Origin of the sequence: Streptomyces sp. NPDC048277 (assembly GCF_040652235.1) — a bacterium.
In the GTDB taxonomy this organism is placed as follows: Bacteria; Actinomycetota; Actinomycetes; order Streptomycetales; family Streptomycetaceae; genus Streptomyces.
This window is the reverse complement of sequence record NZ_JBEZLQ010000006.1, coordinates 184,522-205,338: the sequence shown is the minus strand read 5'-3', so window position 1 is coordinate 205,338 and position 20,817 is coordinate 184,522. Positions and strand designations below refer to the sequence as shown.

The following is a 20,817-nucleotide window of genomic DNA, read 5'->3' as shown; positions in this document are numbered from 1 at the left end:
CGGGTCAGGGGCCTGTGGCGATGAGGCGTGCCAGGGCCACGGCCCCCGCGCAGCCGTCTGTCACGGGGGTGATCGTGAGGTCGAGGCGGGCAAGTCGTCCGGCCAGCGGTGTCAGCAACGGGCCCTCCGGGGCGACCAGCCCGCCCGTGACGACCAGGGCCTCGCCCGGACGCGGTCCCAACGCGGCGACCGTTGCGGCGAGATGAGCGCCCGCCTCTTCGAGGATGGTCCCGGCCGTCGCGTCCTTCTCCTGTGCCGCACGCACCACCAGCGGGGCGAGGTCGGCCAGCCGTACGGGCGGGCGGTCCATCACGGCGGGCAGGAGCCGGGCCCGGTAGGCAGCCCGCCGGTCCGGTGTCCAGCGCCCGCCGCCGACCGGGGGCAGCACGGTCTCCGGAATCCCCAGGGCCCGGCCGACCGCCTCCGCCAGCGCGGTCGGTTCGCCCCGTCCGTCCGCCGCCCGCAGGGCCGCCCGCGCCGCCTCGCGTCCGATCCAGAACCCGCCGCCGTCGTCCCCGAGCAGCCAGCCGTCGCCGCCGGAGGTCGCCCTCAGGACACGCCCCTCGATCCGGGCGGCGACCGCGCCGGTGCCGGCCACCAGGGCGAGCCCGTCGGCCGGATGCCCGGGCGCCCCGGCGAAGGCCGCCTCGATGTCGCTGTACACCTCGACGGCCCCGGCGGCGATCCCCAGCCGGGTCAGCGCCTCGGTGAGGGCGGCCCGCGCCCGCATCCGGCCCGGCTCTTCCTCGGGGGCCCGGGCAGCCCCCGCGAAACCGCCGACCACCGCGACCACGCGTCCGCGCCCGGCCGCCGGCACGGCCGACGCGACCGCCTCCGCCAGGTGGTCGGCGAGTTCCGGCCCCGGGACGGCCAGCGGATTACCCGGCCCGGCCGTGCCCTCCCCGAGAGTCCGTCCGTCATGCCCGTCCGCGAGCACGGCACGGGTGCGGGTGCCACCGGTATCGATCCCGACGACCCACCCCGACCGCTGGTTCAAATCACTATTCATTGACACCCATGGTGGTTGATACATTCCCCCCAGACAAGGTCCGAGCAGACGTGTCCGAGGCCCCGAGGAGGACGCCATCAGCACGCCCCCGCCCGCCCCCGAACTCCGCTTCGGCGTCAACTACACCCCGCGTCGCGGCTGGTTCCACGCATGGCAGGACTTCCACGCCGACCACACCCGCGAGGACCTGGCACAGATCGCCGGGCTGGGCCTCGACCACATCCGTGTCTTCCACCTCTGGCCCCTCCTGCAGCCCAACCGCGCCCTCGTCCGGACCGCCGCGGTGGACCAGCTCGTCCAACTGGTCGACCTGGCGGCCGAGTCCGGTCTCGATGTCCTCGTGGACGGCGTCCAGGGTCATCTGTCGAGTTTCGACTTCTACCCGGAGTGGACCCGCAGTTGGCACCACCGCAACGTCTTCACCGACCCCGACGCCATCGCGGCCCAGGCCACCCTTCTGCGCACCCTCGGCCGCGCCCTGGCCAGCCGTCCGAACCTCATCGGCCTCCAGCTCGGCAACGAACTCAACAACCTGGTCGAGCACAACCCGGTGACGCTCGCCGAGGTGGACCACTACCTGGACACGCTGCTGGCGGCGGCCCGGGAGGGGCTGGGCGACGGAGTCGGACTGGTCACCCACTCCGCCTACGACGCGGCCTGGTACGGCGACGGCCACCCCTTCACCCCGCAGGCCTCGGCCCGCAAGGGCGACCTGACCACCGTCCACCCGTGGGTGTTCTCCGCCGACTGCGCCCGCCGCTACGGCCCCCGCTCCCCTCAGGTGCGGCACCTCGCCGAGTACGGCACCGAGCTCGCCAAGGCCTATGCGACCGCACCCGGCCGCCCGGTCTGGGTCCAGGAGACCGGCGCGCCCGAGCCGCACATCCCGGCCGCCGACGCCCCGGACTTCGCCCGCGCGACCCTGCTGAACGCGGCGGACTGCACGGATCTGTGGGGGGTGACCTGGTGGTGCTCCCACGACGTGGACCGGGCCCTGGCCGATTTCCCCGAACTGGAGTACACGCTGGGCCTGTTCGACGCGCAGGGCCGCCCGAAACCGATCGCCGCCGCGCTCGCGGAGACCGTTGCGGAGCTGCGCGGGAAGCGCTCGGTGCGGGCCCGGGACACCGCGCTGGTCCTGAACTGCACCCCGGCCACCCGGTCGGTCTCGGGTCCGGGCGGCGCCTTCTTCGAGGCGTGGATGGGACTGCGCACGGAAGGTGCCCGGCCGGCCGTCGTCCTGGCGGAGCGGGCCGAGGACGAGCACCATCTCGCGGCCCGGGGCCTCAAAGTGCTGATCCGGCCGTAGGCGGGCTCCCCGCCAACACCTCGGCCACCGCACGGAGGTTGGCCCGCCCCCGTCCGTAGGAGCACAGCGCCGCCGCCTCCGGCAGCCCGGTCGACACGAGCACCGCGTCCGGCCGGGCGGCCAGCAGCGCGTCCCGCACCCGCCCCTGCCAGGCATAAAGCCCGGAATCGCAGACGGCGACCACGAGCGGCCGCCCCGCCGCCGCCCGCAGCACCTCCGCCACGACGGCCTCGCCGGGCTCGCTCGTGAGGGCCGTCCCCGTGGCCGCCGGGTCCAGGGTCCGCACTTCGGTGAGCAGGTCCTCCCCGCCCCAGTTCAGCGCGGGGTGCGGCGGCGGGAACAGGTCGACGACGTACGCGCCGGGCACCGGCGAGGGCAGCCCGCCCCGGCTCCGCACCGCCCGGCGCGCCGCCTCCGGCCCGGCGTCCGCGTCCCACGGGGCCACCACGGCGGGCGGGGTGGCGTACCGCTGCGCGAGCCGTCGTACCCGAGCCGCCGCCTCCTCGATCCGCTCCCGTGCCAACTCCCCCGACCCCAGCGCGTCGAGGACGGCGTCGCGGCAGGCGAGGGTGGTCTCCAGGTGCGGTACGGCGACGATGACCTGGTCCGCTCCGGCGGCGAGGGCGATCCGGGCGCCGGCCGCCTCGCCGTAGCGGTCGGCGATGGCCTTCATCTCCAGCGCGTCGCTCACCAGGACGCCGTCGAAGCCGAGCCGGCCGCGCAGCAGGTCGCCGAGGATGCGGGGGCTGAGCGTGGCGGGGTGGTCGGGGTCGAGGGCGGGGAAGACGACATGGGCGCTCATCAGCATCGGCACGCCCGCGTCGACGGCCGCGCGGAAGGGGGCGAGATCGAGTTCGCCGTACGGCCTCGGGTCGACGGCCGTCTCGTGGTGGCTGTCGGTGACGGTGCCGCCGTGGCCGGGGAAGTGCTTGGCGCAGGAGGCGATGCCCCGCGCCTCGGTGGCGGCGATCCAGGCGCGCAGATGACGGGAGACCAGGTCGGGGTCGGCACCGAAGGAGCGGGTGCGGACGATCGGGTTCTCGGGGCGGTGCTGGAGGTCGGCGACCGGCGCGTAGGAGACCGTGATGCCGAGCGTGGCCAGGTGACCGGCGAGGGCGTCGGCGCAGGCCGCCGTGAGTGCGGGATCGTCGGCGGCACCGAGGGCCTGGTTGCCGGGGACCTCGGGGGCGCCCGCGCCGACCAGGTGGCCGATGCCGCCGCCCTCGTTGTCGATGGCCACCAGCAGATCGGGGCGCAACTCCCGCAGTGTGCCGGTGAGTTCACGGACCTGGTCGGCGTCGCGGATGTTGCGGGTGAAGAGGATGACACCGCCCAGGCCGCGGTCGACGAGCCGTTTCAGGGTGTCGGGGACGGCCGTCGTACCGTCGAATCCCGCGACCAGGCAGCGGTGTGCGGCCTCGTCCAGGCTCTCGGACAGGGCGCCGGGGCCGTGCGCATCTCGGATCACCCCGGGAATCCTGTGGCTCATCCAACCGAAAGTCAACCGCTTTCGGGATCACCCATTCACACATAGGTCGACGCCGGGGTGGGCTCGACGGGGCGGGACCCGCGCTTTCCGCGAGGGTTCGCGCCATGGCCGAGGGCGGTCAGGAGCGGGCTCGTCATCAGCGTCGTGATGACGGCCATCAGCACCAGGACGGTGAACAGGCGCTTGTGGATGACGCCCGAGGCCAGGCCGAGGTTGAGGGCGATGAGTTCGGTCAGGCCACGCGTGTTGAGCAGGGCCGCGACGGTCGCGCTCGACTGCCGGGGCAGACCGCCGAGGCGGGCACCGAGGTATCCGCCGCCGAGCTTGCCCGCGCAGGCGACGACACAGACCACCGCGAGGAGGACGAAGTCGCCGAGCCGCAGCGATCCGACGTCGAGGGCGAGGCCGGTGGTGACGAAGAAGAGAGGCAGGAGGAGGGATTCGACCGCATGGATGGAGGCGGTCAGGAAGGGGATGGGGACGCGATCAGGCTTTGGATCAGAGTGCGGACCGGGAGTCGGGTCCGCGTTCGGACCGGGGCTTGGATCGGGGCTCTCGTGCCGGTGGGGCATCGCGGCGCCCGCGAGCAGACCGCCGAAGACCGCGTGCAGTCCGAGGGCGGTGGTCGCCGCCGCCGCACCCGCGGCGAGGGCGAACGCGACGGGCAGGTGGTACGGCACCGTGGCGGAGCTGCGCATCCACCGGCTCAACAGGGGCCTGACGGCACCCAGCAGCACCGCGGCGAGCCCGAGCAGCAGGAGGAGCCGCAGGCCCACCTGCTGCACCCCGGCGCGCCGCCCGCCCGCGGTTCCGGCACCGAGCGTGATCGCCGCGAGGGTGAGCCAGGCCACCGCGTCCATCAGGCCCGACGCGGCCAGTGCCACCGTACCCGCGCGGGTGCCGTCGAGAGCGCGGTCCCGGACGATCGCGGCGAGGACCGGCAGCGCGGTGATGGCGACGGCCACCGCGATGAAGGGGACGAACGTGCCGCTGCCGGCCCGCGGTTCTCCGGCGGCGCCGAACGCGGCGCGGCCCAGCACGGCCATGGCGGCACCGAGTCCCATCGGCACCACGAGGGCGCCGACCGCGACCGTGACCACGGCGCGGCCGGCCGCCTGACGGCGGTGGGCGGTCAGTTCGTGTCCGACGGAGAACATGAAGACCGTCACCGCGACCTGCCCGAGCATGCCCAGGTACGGCAGCACGTGTGCCGGGAACAGCCGTGCGGTCGGATCGCCGGGCAGCCGGCCGAGCAGGCTCGGGCCGAGCGCGATCCCGGCGAGGATCTGTCCGATCACCGGGGGCTGCCGCAGGACACGTGCCCCGGCGCCGAACAGCGCGCAGGTGAACGCGGCCACGGCGAGCGCGGCGAGGACCGCGGCGGTCGTCGAGTCGTTGAGCATCGTGGACCTGCCTCCTGTGGTGATCGACCGGTGATCGGCTGGTGGTCGGCCGCCGGACCCGCTCGGGTCAGGCCGTCACGAGGGTGTCGTGGCGGTGGGCGGGAGTCGCTCGGCGGGCACCTCTGCTCCAGAGGTGCCGGCGGCGGCCGTCGGGGCCGGGACGGTGACTGCTCGGCGGCCTGCGAGGCGGTGGCGGGCCTTGCGTACCGCCGTGTCCGCCGCGTCCAGCAGATAGCCGTACACGAAGATGCCGATGACCCCGTGCGTGCGCAGGTTGAGAACCCAGGTCAGGCGCGTGTTGACGCTCATCGGGATCCGGTGCGTCAAGGGCCGGCGGGCCGAGGGCCGCCGCAGCGCCGCGGGCGCGATCCGGTCGAGCGGCGAGACGTCCACGACGTCGGTCGCGCGGGCCGTGAACACACGCCACAGCCGCGGCAGCGGTCGCGCGATCGAGATCTGGCAGTGGAAGCCGGGTACCTCGCTGTCGTGGTCCAGCCGCCAGCGCGCCCGTTCGGCGATCTTCCGCTGCAGGTGCGACTGGACGCGCTGCACCGTCTCCGGCGGCAGCCAGGCCCACGGCTGGGACCTGCTGTAGAACAGGCGTTTGCTCAGCCGGCGGCGCAACCGCCGTTCACGAGGGCCCTCGCGCTTGGTCTCGCCGTCGGTGCGCACCAGCCAGGTGGCGAAGTCCGAGCGCGCGGTTCCGGTCGACCAGAGCACGACCAGGTCCGCCAGGTGCGTGAGCAGGAAGTAGCGCGGGTCGTGGATGGCGGGCGTGAACTTCTCGCGCAGCATGTTGCGGATCATCAGCCAGTCCTGCCGCGCGTTGCGGTTGATCCGGTCGATGTACGCGCGCTCCAGCGTGCCGCCGTGCACGTGTGCCTCGATGACGTTGGTGAGGTGCCACAGCTGCTGGCAGGAGAGGCCGATGCCCTGGCTGTAGTAGGCGTCGATGATCGAGGAGGAGTCGCCGACCATGCCGTAGCCGTCCGGATGCACGAACGTGTCGGTCATGTACTGGGTGTTGCGGTACATCCGGAACTCCAGCAGCCGCGGCTCGGTCAGCACGTCGCGCAGCACCGGATAGCGGTCGATGAGGCCGAAGAACTGTTCGCGGGGCGTGTCGCCGGGCAGCGGGGTGCGCTGGTCGAAGATCACGCCGACGCTGATGCGATCCTTGGACAGGCGGATGACCCAGATCCAGTAGCCCTCGCCCCACAGGTGGACGGTGTACTTGTCGCGCGGGGTCGAGCCGCCGTTCGGATCCCGGTACTCCCAGACCGGTGCGAACTGTTCGTCGGTGATGCCGGTGAACTGGCCCCAGATCGAGGTGGTCTGGAATCCATCCCGCGCGATGATCTCCTTCTCGATCGCGTGGCCGAACTTCCGTGTGAGCATCCGGTTGCGCCCCGAGCAGTCCACGATCCAGTCGGCGACCGCTTCTCCGCTCGTGGCGGCGTTGCGGTCGTCCCAGCGCACGGTGTTCGGGGCGTCGGCCTCGACGTGCACGTCCACGACACGTGCGCTGTCGAGGAAGCGGATGCGCGGGTGTGCGCGCACCGTGGTGCGGATCTCGTCCTCGGCCTCCGGGCGCACGATCTGCTGGTCCACCGCCAGGCAGCGGAACCACAGTTTGTCCTCGGCGCTCTTGAACAGGTAGTGGTCCCGGTGGTCTTCGGACGACCGGGCGAGGGTGTGCTCGCTGAGGGGCGCGATGCTCCATTCGCTGCGCGGGGCGAAGCTCTCGGCGCCCTCCATGCCCTCGGTGAACCAGACCCCGAGTTTGACGAAGCACTCCTCGTCGAGGAACGTGTCGAGCCGGCCGATGGTGCGCGGCAGGGCCGTGGACACCAGGAACGACTCGCCGACCTTGAAGCTGCGCTTCTGGTGGACGATGTCGTCGATCAGTACGACGTCGATGCCGCGCTGGGCCAGCGACAGGGCGGTGAACATGCCGATCAGCCCGGCCCCGACGACCACGGCTTCCGCGCGCACGGGCTCCACGCGCGCGGGTTCCTGCGGCGCGCTCACAGCCGGCCGCCCAGCAGGTCGAGGGCGCGGCGGGTGTCCCCGTCGAACGCGTCGCGGGCCGGGAACCAGCGTTCAAGGACCCGCACCGCCGCGTCGGCCGTGTCGCCCGGGAGACCTTCCTCGCGCAAGGCAGCGGCGCATTGCGTGAGTTCGGGCCCCCATCGCCATGCGCGTGACGCGACACTGGGCAGCATTTCGTCTTCGAGTACTTCGGTCAAAGGCGAACGGGTTATCAACGATGCCTCCCCGATGAGCGGTTCGACGACGCCGTGGGCGTCTGCGTATGCGTATGCGATTCCGGCCACCACATAGGCGACTTTCTGATACGTGGCGTAGGCCGTCTTGAGGGCCGAGGCGGCACCGAGCGGTCCGCCGGTGTCCCGCACCCGAATTCCGGTCCCCTCGAACAGCGCGGTGATCCGCGCGACCTCGTCCTTGTCGCCGGCGAGGTGCAGCCGGACGCCCGGAGCGTCTTGGGGACAAGGGCCGATGACGGAGCCGTCGACGACGCGGATGTCCGCCGCCGAGAGCTTTCCGGCCAGATCGAGCAGAACCGTGCGGGTCGTGCCGTTGGCATCCAGGAACAGTCCCCGGAATCCGGTCTCGGCGACCGCCGCGGCGACCTGCGGCGCCTTGTGCGGCGGGCAGATCGAGACGATCACGTCACTGTGCGCGGCGAGTTGCGCGAGGTCGTCCACCGCTTCCAGGCCGAACTCCGCGGCCCGCCGCGCCGTGGCGGCGCTTCGACCCGCTGGGCACCACAGCACCCGGTGACCCGCGTCGGCCAGCGCGCCGCCGAACCCGCCGCCCATCCGGCCGGGGTGCAGCAGGCCGACCGTCGCGGTGTTGGCATGGCTCATCCGTGCCCTCCTCGTGGCCCGAAGTCCGTTCCAGCTACGAGTACATGGCGGGAATACGGATGTCGAGAAATTGAATCCTTCGGATACCCGGAGGCTTGCGCGGACGGGAATTTCGGCTACAGATTCCCGGGATTCCGCACCGGGCGGAACGCCGCCGCTAGCCTCGGACCGCGCTACTGGAATCACTTCGGGTTCAGAAATCGGGTTCAGAAAGGGAAAACATGTCGAGCGACTTCGGAACCGCCGTCACCCGCGGCGCGTCACGGGCCCGCCGGTACCTGATCGACAACGGCCTGCCGTACAGCGACGAGATCGAACTCAAGCCCTCCGGAGTGGAGTTCGCGGACGGCGGGCATTACGGCGTCGAAATCCCGGTCGTCAACAGCTTCAAGGTGCTCGACGCGACGCTCCGCCTGCTGCAGGCCGAGGAATTGCCGGTCACCCGCTTCAACGAGACGCTCGGCGCGATGCTGTTGTCCGACTCCGAGGTCAGGGACATGCTCGACCTGTGCCGGGAGAACGGCGCCGGAATGGTGTTCGCGCTCGGCCCGCGCCCGGAGTACGACCGCAAGGCGGCCTTCTACCGCGGTGGGTTCGGCGCCTCCCAGGGCCGGCGGATCAACAACAACGACGCCATCGCGCAGAGCGTCGAGGAGGCGTACCGGCTGACCGAACTGGGCTGCCGCGGCCTGATCTCGTACGACCTCGGCGTCATCCGGCTGCTGTCGGACATGCGCGCCGCCGGCGAACTGCCCGCCGACCTCATGCTCAAGGCGTCCTCGCACTGCATCGTGTCGAACCCGATGACCTCGCGGATCTACGCGGAGAACGGCGCGGACAGCGTCACCACCACCCACGACCTCGGGCTCTCGGTGCTCCAGGAGATCCGCAAGGGCTCCCCGCAGCTGACCATCGACCTGCCGACGGACGTCTACGGCAGCAAGGGCGGCTTCATACGCTTCTACGAGGTGCCCGAACTGGTGCAGATCTGCTCGCCGATGATGCTGAAGATCGGGGCGAGCGCCCAGTCCCACCCGCACGACCCGGTCAACGAGAACACCATCCGCCAGCGTGTCCAGCGTGTCGCGCTGTGCTTGGAGTACCTGGCCAAGTCGGGCATCGAGGCGAAGTACATCAGCGATCTGTCGCCGCAGCGCTGCGTGCCCGTGCGGGTATGAGGCTGGTCGACGCGCAGGTCCATGTCTGGGGCGCCGACACACCGGCCCGGCCGTGGCCGGCCGGTGGTGCGGCGACCGCCCACCGCGCGAGGCCGGTCACGGTGGACGAGACCCTCGCGGTGCTGGACGCCGCGGGGGTGCAGCGCGCGGTCCTCGTGCCGCCGTCCTGGGAGGGCGACCGCAACGACCTCGCGTGGGCGGCCGCGGCGCGGCATCCCGACCGGCTGGCGGTGATGGGCCGGGTCCCGTTGACCGGCCCCGCGAAGGCGGAGCGGCTGGCCCGCTGGCGGGACCGCCCGGGCAGCCTGGGCGTCCGGCTGACACTGCACCGCGACCCGTGGCGGTCCCTGTTCCGGGCCGGCGGCCTGGACTGGTTCTGGGCCGCGGCGGACGCGGCCGGGCTGCCGGTCATGGTCTACGCACCCGGCATGAGCGCGGCGCTGGGCGAGGTCGCCCGGCGCTTCCCCGGCCTCCGTCTCATCGTCGACCACCTGGCCGTGCCGGTGGACGCCAAGTCCCCCGAGGCGTTCGCACACCTCGGCGACCTGATCGCGCTGGCGCGGCAGCCGCGGGTCGCGGTCAAGGCCACCGCACTGCCCTGCCACTCGCGGCTGCCGTTTCCGTTCCCGGACCTCCACGAGCCCTTGGAGCGCGTGTTCGACGCCTTCGGGCCGCGCCGGATGCTCTGGGGCAGCGACTGGACCCGACTGCCGTGCCCCTACCGCGAGAACGTCGAGCTGTTCACCGATGCCTTGTCGTTCCTGAGCGCCGACGACCTCCGGTGGATCATGGGCGACGCGGCCCTGGACTGGCTGGACTGGCCGGCCGGCAGGGCCGCGTGAGCGCGGCGGTCCTGCCGTTCACGGCCGGTCGGTGAGCCCGGCGTCACGTGCGATGAGGGCGGCGCGTACGCGGTTCCCGCAGCCGAGCTTGGTCAGCAGTCGGCTGATGTGGGCCTTCACGCCGCCCTCGCTCAGGTGCAGCGCGCGTCCGATCTCGCTGTTCGCCATGCCCTGGGCGACCAGCGCCAGGACCTCGCGCTCGCGCGGGGTGAGGCCGCCGATGAGTTCACGCGCCCGCTCGACGCGTTCGGTGTCGATCCGGGCGACGCTGTCGAGGACGTGCCGGGTGACCTCCGGGCACAGGACCGCTCCGCCCGCGGCCACCACCCGTACCGCCGCGACCAGGTCCTGCGGGTTGCCGCTCTTGAGCAGACAGCCGGCGACACCGGCCCGCAGGACACGGTCGAGGTGGCCGTCGCCCGGCGAGGACGCGAGCACCACCACGGCCGTCGAGGGGGACAGACGGCGCACCGCGCGTATGACCCCGGCCCCCTGCGTGCCCGCCATGCCGCTGCCGATCAGCAGCACGCCGAGTCGGTGGCGCAGTGTCATCTCGATCACGGCGCCCTCGTCGCCCGTGTCCGCGACGACGTCGATGCCGTGGGCCCGTTCGAGCGCCGCCCGGATGCCGCCGCGTACCAGCACCTCGTGGTCGGCCACGCCCACCATGACGGCCGCCTCGCCGCGCCGGCCGATGCCGCCGGGTGGTGTGCCGTGAGGCAGCGCGGTGCGCCGCGCGGCGGGGGCGGCGGGGGTCCGGACGTCCCGCACGACGGCCGGTCTCGTGACGTCGACCGGGCCGAACGGCGACTCGGTCCGCAGCGGGGGTTGTGCCATGTCGACTCCTCACAGGCGCATGGTGCGACGGGCAGCGCCTCCGGCGGCGCTGCCGGTCTCTGCCCGCTCGGACGGGGCGTACCTCGATGCGTGTGGGACACGGGCATCGTCATCACCGGGGCCGCCCGATGCGGGCCCCGCCGTCGACACGGCCGGAATACGACATCGGTTCAGTCGGACGGGCACACTGCGGTTGCCCGGGAGTTCGTCGAGCCCCCGGCGTCGAGGCGGGAGGAGGTCGAACGGCCGCGCCACGCTCAGGAGATGGCCGCCCCCGGAGCGTTCACCGTGTTGTGGAGCGTGTACACACGTCGTTCCCGGGCCGTCACGTCGGCCCTCACCCGGGCGCCTCGTGCCGTGGTGGTGGCGCGCAGATAGCCGGGGCTGTCGAAGACGTCGGGCCCGTCGATGTCGTGGAGTGTCAGCAGGTGCGGGCCCGCTCCGGACCTGAGGCGGTAGCGGCGGCTGCGTCGCCAGCCGGGGACGGCATGGAGCAGGGGGATGTGTTCCTCCGTGTACCACCGTTGCAGTGCGTCCTCGTCGCTGCTGCTCAGCGCGACGCTGACCAGCATGGCCGGACCCGGCGGCCGGGGAGGGCCGCCGTGCTCCTCCAGGAGTTCGTACACCCTGCGGTCCAGGACCTCGAACCGGTCGACCAGCTCCTGCTCGTAGCCGGATCGGCTCCGCAGCCGCAGGTACGCCGGGGAGTCCAGCGCCGCCAGGTCCACGTCGTAGCACGCCATCCACTGCGGGCTCGCCCCGTCCACGGCCCGGTACCGCGCCCCGCTGCGGATGCCGGGCACAGCGAGCCGTCTGGGGGCGTGATCCGTGTCGTACCACCGGTGGAACTCGGCTGTCGGCACCCGGCCGGGATCGGTGAGCACGTACAGCAGTCCGTCCGTCATCGGGCAAGTCCCCTTCTCCGGCAGGGCCGGTGTAGCGTTTGACCGGTTCACAGGTGCCGGCCGGGCGGTACGCAGGTCCGGCCGGGCGGTGCGGCGGCGGTTCGCGTACGGCGTCCACGACCGCGGACGGCGGGCCGGAGCGGAGCAAGGGCGGGAGTCACGGGGTGTCGAGGCACGATCCCGATGTCATCGACTCGGTGGAGAAGGCATTCCGGTTGATGCAGTGCTTCTCCGCGCAGCAGTCGCGGATGACGGTCAGCGAGGCCGCCCAGGCGGCCGGGCTGAGCCGGGCCACCGCCCGCCGGCTGCTGCTGACCTTCGAACGGCTCGGCTTCGCCGAGAGCGACGGCCGCTCCTTCGGTCTGACCCCGCGAGTGCTGCGCCTGGGGTTCGGCTATCTCTCGGCCCTGCCCTACTGGGAGACGGCCCAGCCCCATATGCGGGCCCTCGCCGACGAGTTGCGCGAATCCTGCTCCATGGCGGTACTGGACCGCTCCGAGATCGTCTACGTGGCGCGTGTACCGGCCGCGCGCAGCATGTCCATCACCTTGAGCACGGGGTCGCGGCTGCCCGCCTACGCCACGTCGATGGGCCGGGTGCTGCTGGCGTCCCTCACCCCCGACGAGTTGGAAGGTGCCCTGGAGGGTGTGGAGTTGCTGCCGCTCACCGCTCGTACGGTGACGGACCGGGCGGTGCTGCTGGCCGAACTGGAGCGGGTCAGGGAGCAGGGCTACGCCGTCGTGGACGGGGAGCGCGAGGAGGGGGTGCGGTCGGCGGCCGCACCGGTACGCGGTCGCGGCGGTCGGGTGCTGGCGGCGCTGAACGTCTCCGCCAACGCCGGGCGGGTGTCGCTGGAGGAACTGAGGACGGAGTTCGTCCCGCGCATCGTCCAGACCGCCGACGCCCTCACCCTCGAACTCGGCTGGACGGGCCTGCACTGACGCCCCGTCGGATGTCCCCTCGGGCCCGGCGCCGGATCCGGCGCTCACCCGGCAGGCTCGAAGTCGAAGCACCTGACCGGGTTCTCCACCAGGAGGCGGTGCCGGTCCGCGGGACCGGGCGCGATCACCGCCAGCAGATCGACCAGGTCGCCTTCGTCGGGCATGAAACCGTGGGTGTTGGGGTGGGGGAAGTCGGTTCCCCACAGCACCCGGTCCGGTGCGTGCGCGGCGAGCACGGCCGCGAGCCCGGCCGCGTCGTCCATCGCCGGGGGCCGCAGGGCCAGGCGGTCGGCGGCGCTGAGCTTGACCCAGACCCGGCCGCCGTCGAGGAGCCGGCGCAGGGCGTGCACCGCGGGTGAGTCCAGGCCCTGGGCGAGATCGACCCGGGCCATGTGGTCGACGACGACGGTGAGCGGCAGTGCGCGGATCATCCCCTCGTACGCGGCGACACCGTCACCGGCGACGTGCAGGGCGATGTGCCAGTCGTAGGGGCGGATCCGGTCGACGACCGCGCGGATGTGGTCCGTGGTGGGGGCAGGACCGAGATGCGGTGTGAAGTGCAGCCGCGCGCCGCGCACTCCGGCCTCGTGCAGCTCCTGTACGGCCGCCGGCGGGGTGTCCGGAGTGATCAGGGCGACGCCACGGTAACGTCCGGCGCCCCGGGCCAGGGCGTCCAGCAACGCGGAGTGGTCGGTGCCGTGGCAGGCGGACTGCACGATGACGCCCCGATCGAGCCCGAGCAGCGCGTGCAGTGCGAGGAGCCGGCCGAAGGGCGCCTCGGGCGGGGTGAAGGCGCGGCCCTCGGCGTACGGGAAGGCGTCGACGGGCCCGAAGACATGGCAGTGCGCGTCGACGGAGCCCCGGGGCAACTCCAGTACCGGGCGCCGGGGCGTCTCGACGGGCCCCGGACAGGTCGGCTCGGGCGGTGGGGGCGTGGCCGCCCGGTGCGCGGTCATGCGCAGGTCCATCGCATGTGCGCTCCCTGGCGATGTCGGTCGTAGGCCGCGCCGGGCAGGTACTGCCCCGCGCGCACGCGTGTGAGGTGCGGCACCGCGGTCCGGCCGACCGTGCTCAGGCCGTTCCCCGGCCCCGGCCCCTGGGCCGTGCTGCCGTCGCCGATGCCCGCGTCCGTCGCCGTCCTCCCGGCCGGCCGGCCCGTCATGCGCTCAACTCCCCGTCGCCCGGCGACAGGGACTCACCCGGCGACAGGGACTCCCCCCGCCCCGGTTCGCCCTGCTCCGAGCCGACCTCCAGGGCGACCAGGAACCGGGAGACGAGGTTGTAGGTACCGATCGTGGCCGTCAGCTCGACCAGTTGGCGGTCGTCGAAGTGGCCGCGTACCTCCTCGAAGACCTCCGCGGGCACTGTCACGTTCTTCGTCATGGCGTCCGTGTACCGCAGGGCGGCGGCCTGGGCCGGCGTCAGTGAGGTCCGGTCGCCTTCGGCTCTCAGCGCGGTCAGCCGGTCGTCGGTCAGACCGGCGGCCCGGGCGACGGGCTCGTGCGCCCGCCATTCGTAGACGGCCCCGTTCAGTTCGGCCACCCGCAGGATCGCCAGTTCGCGGATGTCGTCGGGCAGCGTGCACCGCGTGCGGATGGCTCCGAGCAGGCTGTTCCATCCGTCGGCCACGGGCGGGCTGTGCAGCAGCATGCCGTCCAGCGGAGTCAGGCGTCCGCCCCTGCGCAGCCTGATGCGGTCGGCGACCTCACCGCGATGACGGACGTATTCGAGCCTGGCCATGTGTTTCCCCTGGTGCCTAGGTGGTGTGTGTGCCCGGTGAACTCTGTCCGGGCCGCGGCTCAGCTCGACGGGGCGAGTGCGGACTCGGCCGGCGGGAGATCGCCGCCGGCCGGGCTGTCCGGCACCTGCTCCCCCGCGAGCACGGCACGTGCCCGGTCCAGGTCCAGCTCCCCCTCCCAGCGGCTGACGACGATGCTGCCGAGGATCTGACCGCAGAGGCTGACCAGTCCGCGCATCGTCGACAGGAAGCGGTCCACGCCCAGCAGCAGCATGATGCCCGCCACCGGAACCGTCGCCGTCGTGGACAGCGTGGCCGCGAGGATGACGAAACCGGCCCCGGCCACCCCGGCGCTCCCCTTGGACGTGATCATGAAGACGGCGAGCATGCCGATCTGCTGCCACAGCGACAGGTGGATGTCGAAGGCCTGCGCGATGTAGAGGGCGGCGAACCCGAGATAGAGGCAGACGCCGTCGCCGTTGAACGCGTATCCGGAGGGGACGGTCAGTCCCACGATGCGCCGGGGACAGCCCAGGTTCACCAGCTTCGTCATCAACCGGGGCATGACCGCCTCGTAGTTGGCGGTCCCCAGCGTGATGAGGAGCTCCGCCTTGAAGTGCCGGTACAGCCGCAGCACGCGCAGCCCGCACAGCCGGGCCACCAGGCCGAGCACGACCACGGCGAAGAAGACGCCGGTACCCCAGAACAGCAGCACGACACCGGCGAGGCTCACCAAGGTGTGCGTACCGAACGCCCCGACGGTGTAGGCCATCGCGCCGAACGCCCCGACGGGCGCCAGATACATGATCATCCGTACGATCACGAAGACCGCGTCGCCGATCCGCCCGATCCCCCTGACCAGTGGTTCCCCGCGTTCTCCCAGGGCCTTGACGGCGATGGCGAACAGGACGGACACCAACAGGATCTGCAGCACGTTGCCCTCGGTGAAGGCGCTGACGACGCTGCCGGGGATGATGTTGACGAGGAAGTCGTACCAGTGCTGTGACTCTCCGGTGCTGACGTACACCTTGGCCGCGTCACTGATGGTGATGGCATGAGGGTCGGCGTGCACTCCCCTGCCGGGCGCCGCCACGTCCATCACGACCAGACCGATGGCCAGGGCGATCGTGGTGAGGACCTCGAAGTAGACGAGCGCCTTCACGCCGATGCGGCCCACGCTCGCCAGCTCCCCCGCCGACGCGACGCCCGTGACGATGGTGCAGAACACCACGGGGCCGATGAGCATCTGGATCAGCGCGATGAAGCTGGTGCCGATCGGCTGGAGGGAAGCGCCGGCACCGGGGAAGGCCAGTCCCACGGCCGCCCCGAGCACGATGGCCACCAGCACGGTGACGTAGAGCTTCGTCGTGAAAGCGGTTCTGAGCATCGATCCTGGCGACATCTTCGTCTCCCGGCGGCCGCAGTCTGTTCGTCAGTCGCACAGTCGTGCGTCCTGCGGACGGCAGTATTCTGCCGGGGTGAATACCCGTCAAGACTCCTGACCGCAGCGGCAGTTGGGGCTGTCGGCAGGCAGAAAGGTCACCAGGGCCGGCGGCGCCCCGGCTCAGACCGAGGATGCCGCCAGCGTGACCGTCTTGTACTCGACGTACTGGGCGAGTCCGACCGCGCCGTACTCCCGGCCGACCCCGCTCGCCTTGTAGCCGCCGAACGGGCCGTCGAAGGCGATGGGCGCGCCGTTGACGGTGACCGTGCCGGTGCGGAGGCGGCGGGCGACTTCGAGGGCATGGGCCTCGTCGGCGGACCACACGCCGCCCGAGAGGCCGTACTCGGAGTCGTTGGCGATCCGGACGGCGTCGTCCTCGTCGTCGTAGGGGATGACCACCAGGACCGGGCCGAAGATCTCCTCCTGGGCGATCCGCATGGAGTTGTCGACGTCGGCGAACACGGTCGGGGTGACGTAGTTGCCGTGCTCCAGCCCCTGCGGGACCTCGGGGCCGCCGGTGACGAGTCGGGCGCCCTCCTTGATGCCGAGTTCGATGTAGTCGCGCACGCGCTGCTGCTGGTCGCGGCGGACCATCGGGCCGATGAAGGTGTCGGGGTCGCGGGGGTCGCCGACCTTCAGCGACTCCACGAGGTCCTTGACGGCGGTGACGACCTCCTCGTACCGGGTGCGCGGCGCGAGGACGCGGGTCTGCGCGATGCACGACTCGCCGTTGTTGAGCAGCGAGGCGAACTTCAGCCCCCGCACCGCCTGGTCGACATCGGCGTCGGGCAGGACGATCGCGGCCGACTTGCCGCCCAGTTCCAGGCTGACCCGCTTCAGCCGCTCGCCCGCGATGGCGGCGATCCTGCGGCCGGCCCGGGTGGAGCCGGTGAACGCGATCTTGTCGATGTCGCGGTGCGACACGAGGTACTCACTGGTCTCCCGGTCGGCGGGGAGCACGCTGATCACCCCTTCCGGCAGACCGGCCCGCTCCACCAGTCCGGCGAGGAACCCCATGCTCAGCGAGTTCTCCGGGGAGACCTTGAGGACGACCGTGTTGCCGGCCAGCAAGGCCGGGATGATCTTCGCCATGGCCGACGAGAACGGCGAGTTCCAGGGAATGACGGCGGCCACGACTCCGATGGGCTCACGGCGCACGACGCTCCTGGCCGCGGCGGACTCCAGCGTCTCCTCCCAGCCGAACCCCTCCGCCGCCCGGAGATAGGCGTCCGCCTGCCGGGTGAGCCCCGGCTGTCCGGCCCTGGTGAACCAGGCGGCCGAGCCGTTCTCGGCGGAGATCAGCCCGGCGATCTGCTCGGCGGCGGCCTCGCGCAGCGCGTTCAGCCGCCGTATGACGGCGATGCGCTCCGCCGGTGCGGTGCGTGGCCAGGGGCCCTCGTCGAAGGCGGCGCGGGCGGCGGCGACGGCGCGGTCGATGTCGGCGGGCCGCGCCTGGGCGGCACGTCCGATGACCGCCCGGTCGTGCGGCGACCGGATGTCGAGCAGGTCCGGGCTGCTGGGGGCGGTCCATGTGCCCGCGATGAAGAGACGGTCGTAGGTGATCATGTGCCCTCTCCGGAGGATTCGAGCGAATCAGGCGAATCGACTTCGCCATCTGTCACATCAATGTAGCACTTAGATTTTCTACTACCTCAGTCATGTGGTGGAAGGTGAGACAGGTTCCACACCCCGGGCTATGCTCACCCGGTGAGAGCAGACGCAGCGCGCAATCTGGAAGCCGTCCTGACGACCGGGGCCCGTATGCTCGCCGTCGACCCGGCCGCGAGCATCGCCGCGATCGCCGCCGAGGCCGGCGTCGACCGGCGCACCGTCTACCGGCGGTTCGCGTCCCGCGAGGAGTTGCTGGCGGCGATCTACGAGGCGCGCTACGACGCGGTCGAGCGGGCCGTGGAGCACGCCAGGCTGCGCGAGGCTCCCGTCGCCGTGGCGCTGCACCGGTATGTGGAGGACGTCATCGACGTCAACCGCACGTGGCCGGTGGAGCTCACCCGGCTGCGCGCGGACGACGCGATCCAGGCGCGCCGGGACGCCCTGATCCGGGAGGTCGACGACTTCCTGCGGCGCGCCGTCGACGAGGGGCTCCTGCGCGCGGATCTCCCCCTCTCCTGGGCGAGTTCGCTGCTGCCGCAGCTCATGCACCTGGCGTCGCAGGAGCTGCCCGAACTCAGCGCCGCACAGGCCGCCGACACGGTCGTCGACACCTTTCTCCGTGGGCTCGGCTCACGGTGACGGCCGCGGGGCTTGTCGTACGTCCGTACGTCTGATTGGGTACCGCGCGACAGAACGGGGGCGTACGGCATGGATCAGAGGGCACGGCAGAACGTCCGGGGGGCGCTGCACGAAGAGCTCGGGCAGGCGATACGGCAGACCGCCGACGACATCGCCGCGGTCCTGGCCCGTGCGACCGACACAAGTGCCGCCGTACCGGGGTCGACGTGGACGGTCGGCGAGGCGGCGGCGCATCTGGCGCTGGCCAACGAGCTGATGGCCGAGCTCGCGGAGGGCCGGGAACGCCCCTACGGGGACGGCACCCCGCAGAGCCTGGCGGCGGCCAACGCCGAGTCGCTGGCCGTGTTCGGCGAGCGCCGGGCCGAGCCGCTCGCGGCGATGATCGGCGAACAGGCCGGGCGCTGTGTGGACGCCCTGGCCGCCACGGCCGACGGTCCGGCGCCGGTCACCCCGCTCGGCCCGATGGACCGGTCCGTCCTCGCCTCCTACCTGCTCACGCACATGCTGGGCCACGGCTACGACCTCGCCCGTGCGCTGCGTCGGCCGCACATGGTCGATGCCGAGCGGGTCGCGTGGTGCATGCCGTTCCTGCTCTCGGTCATGCCGGCCGTGGCGGACGGTTCGGCCACCGCCGGGCTGACCGCCCGCTACGCGATCCGGTTGCGCGGTGGCGGCAGCGCGTTCGAAGTCACGATCGCCGACGGCGCCGTGCACGTGGCGCCGGAGCCGCGGGAGCGCCCCGACTGCACGATCCTCATCGATCCCGTCGCCTTCCTGCTCATCGCCCTGGGCCGCCGCAACCCGTGGTCGGCCATGGCCCGGGGCCAGGTGCTCGCCTACGGCCGCAAGCCCTGGCTCGGGCCCCGCTTCCCCGCCCTGTTCGTCGCCCCCTGACCTCGCTCAGGGGCGCCCCCTCCGGGCAGTGCGTGCCGGCCCCCGCGACGCCGGCACGATCCGCCGGTCGCCTCCTCCCCTCCTCCCCCCGTACGGCCCAATGCCGCTCAGCCAGAAGAGGCGCGCCGGCGTGACCGATGTGACCGTGGTGGAAGGTATGGGCGCGCCCACGGATCCGAGGAGGCTGCATGGCCGAGGGACTGGTCTACGGCAGAGCGCCCCGCACTGCCCTGGCGGACGGCTCCGACCGCCCCGTACCGACCTTCGAGCAGATCGCCGTCGCCGACGCCGTCCTCTACGAGGGCTACCTCCTCTACCCCTATCGGCGGTCCTCGCCGAAGAACCGCGCCCGCTGGCAGTTCGGGGTCCTCCTTCCCCGGGACTGGGTGGAGGCCGACGGTCCGGTGCGCCCGGGCGTGTCGGGTTCGGCGGACTCCTGGTACCAGCAGACGGAGTGCCTGGTGCGGGTACGGCGGCCGGACACGGCGGTCCTGCGGCTGCGGGTGCGGTACCTGCAGATGCAGCACAAGCAGGTCGAGGACGGCCGGCAGCGGGCGGTCGAGTCGCTCACCTGCGACGACGGCACGGTCCAGCTGACCTTCGAGGAGGCGGTGCCGCGGACGGCCGACCTCACGGTCCCCCTGGACGGGGGTGAGCACACCTTCGCCGTGGGCTCCCCGGCCGGGGTCGACACGGAGGTACTGCCCGCCGGCGCCGGGCGGGTGGTACGGCGCCGGGAAGAGCTGCGGGCGCGCACCACCCTCGTGGCCGAGCGGCTCGGCGAGGATCTCCTCCGGCTCCGGGTGCGCACCGCCAACGACGGGCATTCGGCGGATCCGCACGCCCCCCGCGACCGGGCCCTGCGCCACGCCCTCATCGCCACCCACACCCTCCTCGGCGTCGAGGGCGGGGAGTTCGTCTCGCTGATCGACCCGGGCACCGGTCTCCAGGAGGCCGCCCGGGGCTGCCGCAACGACTTCACCTTCCCGGTGCTCGGCGGCGCACCGCCCGCCACCGCCCCCGAGGACGGCTCGGCGTCCGCCCTGCTGCTCTCCTCGCCGATCATCCTCCCCGACCATCCGCAGGTGGCGCCGGAGAGCCCGGGGGATCTGCACGACGCCGGTGAGATCGACGAGATCCTCACCCTGCGCACGATGCTGCTGACGGACGAGGAGAAGCGGGAGGCCCGGGCCACCGATCCGCGGGCCGCCGAGATCCTCGACCGGGTGGACACCATGCCGCCGGAGGTCTTCGAGCGCCTCCACGGCGCGATCCGCTCGCTGCACCCCGCCACCGACCCGCCGCCTGTCGGCGACCGCCCCGCCTGGTGGCAGGAGGGCGGCGACGACGGGCTGTGCCCGGCCACCGACACCGTCCTGGTCGACGGGGTGCGGGTCGGCGGCGGCGCCCGGGTGCGGCTGTGCCCGCGCGGCCGGGGTGCCGATGCCCAGGACATGTTCCTCGTCGGCCGCACCGCGACCGTGGCCGCCGTCTTCCACGACGTGGACGGCAGCACCCGTCTCGCCGTCACCGTCGACGACGACCCGGCGGCCGAACTGCACGGCTGGTACGGCCGTTTCCACTACTTCCGGCCCGACGAAGTCGAGCCGCTCGGGGGCACCGACGTCCCGGATCCTGCGGCGGCGACCACGCCGTCCCCGGGGCCCTCTCCATCGGAGGCCTAGCG

The 20,817-nt window shown here is 72.4% G+C and carries 19 protein-coding genes; 7 read left to right on the top strand and 12 right to left on the bottom strand.

Going from position 1 to position 20,817, the window contains the following annotated elements:
* Nucleotides 1–4 precede the first annotated feature (4 nt).
* Nucleotides 5–1,009: a BadF/BadG/BcrA/BcrD ATPase family protein gene (locus AB0D85_RS16175; RefSeq protein WP_362319787.1), complete on the bottom strand. Its 1,005-nt coding sequence runs from the start codon at nucleotides 1,007–1,009 to the stop codon at nucleotides 5–7.
* Nucleotides 1,010–1,085: 76 nt separating this feature from the next.
* Between AB0D85_RS16175 and AB0D85_RS16170 the strand changes: the two genes are divergently transcribed.
* A complete protein-coding gene (locus AB0D85_RS16170; protein WP_362320369.1) occupies nucleotides 1,086–2,318 on the top strand; it encodes a glycosyl hydrolase in 1,233 nt (410 codons plus the stop codon).
* Here AB0D85_RS16170 and AB0D85_RS16165 read toward each other — a convergent pair.
* The 4 genes from AB0D85_RS16165 to AB0D85_RS16150 form a co-directional block, all read right to left on the bottom strand.
* On the bottom strand, nucleotides 2,296–3,786 hold the full coding sequence (locus AB0D85_RS16165; RefSeq protein WP_362319784.1) for a glycoside hydrolase family 3 N-terminal domain-containing protein: 1,491 nt from the start codon (nucleotides 3,784–3,786) through the stop codon (nucleotides 2,296–2,298). The two genes, AB0D85_RS16170 and AB0D85_RS16165, sit on opposite strands and share 23 nt — an antisense overlap.
* Nucleotides 3,787–3,842: 56 nt before the next feature.
* On the bottom strand, nucleotides 3,843–5,210 hold the full coding sequence (locus AB0D85_RS16160) for a cation:proton antiporter (RefSeq protein ID WP_362319781.1): 1,368 nt from the start codon (nucleotides 5,208–5,210) through the stop codon (nucleotides 3,843–3,845).
* Between the two features lie 75 nt (nucleotides 5,211–5,285).
* Nucleotides 5,286–7,214, bottom strand: coding sequence for a tryptophan 7-halogenase (locus AB0D85_RS16155; protein WP_362319778.1), 1,929 nt, complete (start codon nucleotides 7,212–7,214; stop codon nucleotides 5,286–5,288).
* Nucleotides 7,215–7,237: 23 nt separating this feature from the next.
* The gene (locus AB0D85_RS16150) at nucleotides 7,238–8,101 is read right to left on the bottom strand and encodes a DUF1932 domain-containing protein (RefSeq protein ID WP_362319776.1); all 864 of its coding nucleotides are present in this window, start codon (nucleotides 8,099–8,101) and stop codon (nucleotides 7,238–7,240) included.
* A 221-nt stretch (nucleotides 8,102–8,322) separates the two neighbouring features.
* On the opposite strand from AB0D85_RS16150, the gene AB0D85_RS16145 reads away from it, so the two are divergent.
* Together AB0D85_RS16145 and AB0D85_RS16140 are read left to right on the top strand one after the other, a co-directional pair.
* Complete coding sequence (locus AB0D85_RS16145; protein ID WP_362319773.1) at nucleotides 8,323–9,279, top strand: hypothetical protein; 957 nt, start codon at nucleotides 8,323–8,325, stop codon at nucleotides 9,277–9,279.
* On the top strand, nucleotides 9,276–10,121 hold the full coding sequence (locus AB0D85_RS16140) for an amidohydrolase family protein (protein ID WP_362319770.1): 846 nt from the start codon (nucleotides 9,276–9,278) through the stop codon (nucleotides 10,119–10,121). The genes AB0D85_RS16145 and AB0D85_RS16140 overlap by 4 nt, the downstream gene beginning before the upstream one ends.
* 18 nt (nucleotides 10,122–10,139) lie before the next feature.
* Here the strand turns inward: AB0D85_RS16140 and AB0D85_RS16135 are convergent, their stop codons facing one another.
* Nucleotides 10,140–10,958, bottom strand: a complete 819-nt coding sequence (locus AB0D85_RS16135) for a response regulator transcription factor (RefSeq protein ID WP_362319766.1) — start codon at nucleotides 10,956–10,958, stop codon at nucleotides 10,140–10,142.
* A 257-nt stretch (nucleotides 10,959–11,215) separates the two neighbouring features.
* Entirely contained in the window at nucleotides 11,216–11,863 is a 648-nt protein-coding gene (locus AB0D85_RS16130; RefSeq protein ID WP_362319763.1) for a hypothetical protein, read from the bottom strand.
* A gap of 164 nt (nucleotides 11,864–12,027) precedes the next feature.
* Between AB0D85_RS16130 and AB0D85_RS16125 the strand changes: the two genes are divergently transcribed.
* Nucleotides 12,028–12,804, top strand: coding sequence for an IclR family transcriptional regulator C-terminal domain-containing protein (locus AB0D85_RS16125; RefSeq protein ID WP_362319760.1), 777 nt, complete (start codon nucleotides 12,028–12,030; stop codon nucleotides 12,802–12,804).
* A gap of 44 nt (nucleotides 12,805–12,848) precedes the next feature.
* Here AB0D85_RS16125 and AB0D85_RS16120 read toward each other — a convergent pair whose 3' ends face one another.
* The 5 genes from AB0D85_RS16120 to AB0D85_RS16100 all read right to left on the bottom strand — a co-directional run bounded on the left by AB0D85_RS16120 (nucleotide 12,849) and on the right by AB0D85_RS16100 (nucleotide 17,552).
* Nucleotides 12,849–13,772, bottom strand: coding sequence for an amidohydrolase family protein (locus AB0D85_RS16120; RefSeq protein ID WP_362319757.1), 924 nt, complete (start codon nucleotides 13,770–13,772; stop codon nucleotides 12,849–12,851).
* Nucleotides 13,757–13,966, bottom strand: coding sequence for a hypothetical protein (locus AB0D85_RS16115; protein WP_362319754.1), 210 nt, complete (start codon nucleotides 13,964–13,966; stop codon nucleotides 13,757–13,759). Before AB0D85_RS16115 ends, AB0D85_RS16120 begins: the two co-directional genes overlap by 16 nt.
* Complete coding sequence (locus AB0D85_RS16110; RefSeq protein ID WP_362319752.1) at nucleotides 13,963–14,544, bottom strand: carboxymuconolactone decarboxylase family protein; 582 nt, start codon at nucleotides 14,542–14,544, stop codon at nucleotides 13,963–13,965. The genes AB0D85_RS16115 and AB0D85_RS16110 overlap by 4 nt, the downstream gene beginning before the upstream one ends.
* Before the next feature lie 59 nt (nucleotides 14,545–14,603).
* The gene (locus AB0D85_RS16105; RefSeq protein WP_362319750.1) at nucleotides 14,604–15,929 is read right to left on the bottom strand and encodes a cation:dicarboxylase symporter family transporter; all 1,326 of its coding nucleotides are present in this window, start codon (nucleotides 15,927–15,929) and stop codon (nucleotides 14,604–14,606) included.
* 177 nt (nucleotides 15,930–16,106) lie between these two features.
* Nucleotides 16,107–17,552, bottom strand: a complete 1,446-nt coding sequence (locus AB0D85_RS16100) for an aldehyde dehydrogenase (protein ID WP_362319748.1) — start codon at nucleotides 17,550–17,552, stop codon at nucleotides 16,107–16,109.
* A gap of 195 nt (nucleotides 17,553–17,747) precedes the next feature.
* Between AB0D85_RS16100 and AB0D85_RS16095 the strand changes: the two genes are divergently transcribed.
* The 3 genes from AB0D85_RS16095 (at nucleotide 17,748) to AB0D85_RS16085 (ending at nucleotide 20,815) form a co-directional block, all read left to right on the top strand.
* The gene (locus AB0D85_RS16095) at nucleotides 17,748–18,236 is read left to right on the top strand and encodes a TetR family transcriptional regulator (protein WP_362320366.1); all 489 of its coding nucleotides are present in this window, start codon (nucleotides 17,748–17,750) and stop codon (nucleotides 18,234–18,236) included.
* Nucleotides 18,237–18,305: 69 nt separating this feature from the next.
* On the top strand, nucleotides 18,306–19,130 hold the full coding sequence (locus tag AB0D85_RS16090) for a maleylpyruvate isomerase family mycothiol-dependent enzyme (protein WP_362319745.1): 825 nt from the start codon (nucleotides 18,306–18,308) through the stop codon (nucleotides 19,128–19,130).
* Nucleotides 19,131–19,318: 188 nt separating this feature from the next.
* The gene (locus AB0D85_RS16085) at nucleotides 19,319–20,815 is read left to right on the top strand and encodes a hypothetical protein (RefSeq protein ID WP_362319742.1); all 1,497 of its coding nucleotides are present in this window, start codon (nucleotides 19,319–19,321) and stop codon (nucleotides 20,813–20,815) included.
* Nucleotides 20,816–20,817 lie beyond the last annotated feature (2 nt).

What these genes read in the sequence shown, in the direction of transcription:
- AB0D85_RS16175 (WP_362319787.1), bottom strand. Translation starts at nt 1,009, where the DNA reads ATGAATAGTGATTTGAACCAGCGGTCGGGGTGGGTCGTCGGGATCGAT.
- AB0D85_RS16160 (WP_362319781.1), bottom strand. Translation starts at nt 5,210, where the DNA reads ATGCTCAACGACTCGACGACCGCCGCGGTCCTCGCCGCGCTCGCCGTG.
- AB0D85_RS16150 (WP_362319776.1), bottom strand. Translation starts at nt 8,101, where the DNA reads ATGAGCCATGCCAACACCGCGACGGTCGGCCTGCTGCACCCCGGCCGG.
- AB0D85_RS16145 (WP_362319773.1), top strand. Translation starts at nt 8,323, where the DNA reads ATGTCGAGCGACTTCGGAACCGCCGTCACCCGCGGCGCGTCACGGGCC.
- AB0D85_RS16140 (WP_362319770.1), top strand. Translation starts at nt 9,276, where the DNA reads ATGAGGCTGGTCGACGCGCAGGTCCATGTCTGGGGCGCCGACACACCG.
- AB0D85_RS16135 (WP_362319766.1), bottom strand. Translation starts at nt 10,958, where the DNA reads ATGGCACAACCCCCGCTGCGGACCGAGTCGCCGTTCGGCCCGGTCGAC.
- AB0D85_RS16130 (WP_362319763.1), bottom strand. Translation starts at nt 11,863, where the DNA reads ATGACGGACGGACTGCTGTACGTGCTCACCGATCCCGGCCGGGTGCCG.
- AB0D85_RS16120 (WP_362319757.1), bottom strand. Translation starts at nt 13,772, where the DNA reads ATGGACCTGCGCATGACCGCGCACCGGGCGGCCACGCCCCCACCGCCC.
- AB0D85_RS16115 (WP_362319754.1), bottom strand. Translation starts at nt 13,966, where the DNA reads ATGACGGGCCGGCCGGCCGGGAGGACGGCGACGGACGCGGGCATCGGC.
- AB0D85_RS16110 (WP_362319752.1), bottom strand. Translation starts at nt 14,544, where the DNA reads ATGGCCAGGCTCGAATACGTCCGTCATCGCGGTGAGGTCGCCGACCGC.
- AB0D85_RS16105 (WP_362319750.1), bottom strand. Translation starts at nt 15,929, where the DNA reads ATGCTCAGAACCGCTTTCACGACGAAGCTCTACGTCACCGTGCTGGTG.
- AB0D85_RS16100 (WP_362319748.1), bottom strand. Translation starts at nt 17,552, where the DNA reads ATGATCACCTACGACCGTCTCTTCATCGCGGGCACATGGACCGCCCCC.
- AB0D85_RS16095 (WP_362320366.1), top strand. Translation starts at nt 17,748, where the DNA reads ATGCTCGCCGTCGACCCGGCCGCGAGCATCGCCGCGATCGCCGCCGAG.
- AB0D85_RS16090 (WP_362319745.1), top strand. Translation starts at nt 18,306, where the DNA reads ATGGATCAGAGGGCACGGCAGAACGTCCGGGGGGCGCTGCACGAAGAG.
- AB0D85_RS16085 (WP_362319742.1), top strand. Translation starts at nt 19,319, where the DNA reads ATGGCCGAGGGACTGGTCTACGGCAGAGCGCCCCGCACTGCCCTGGCG.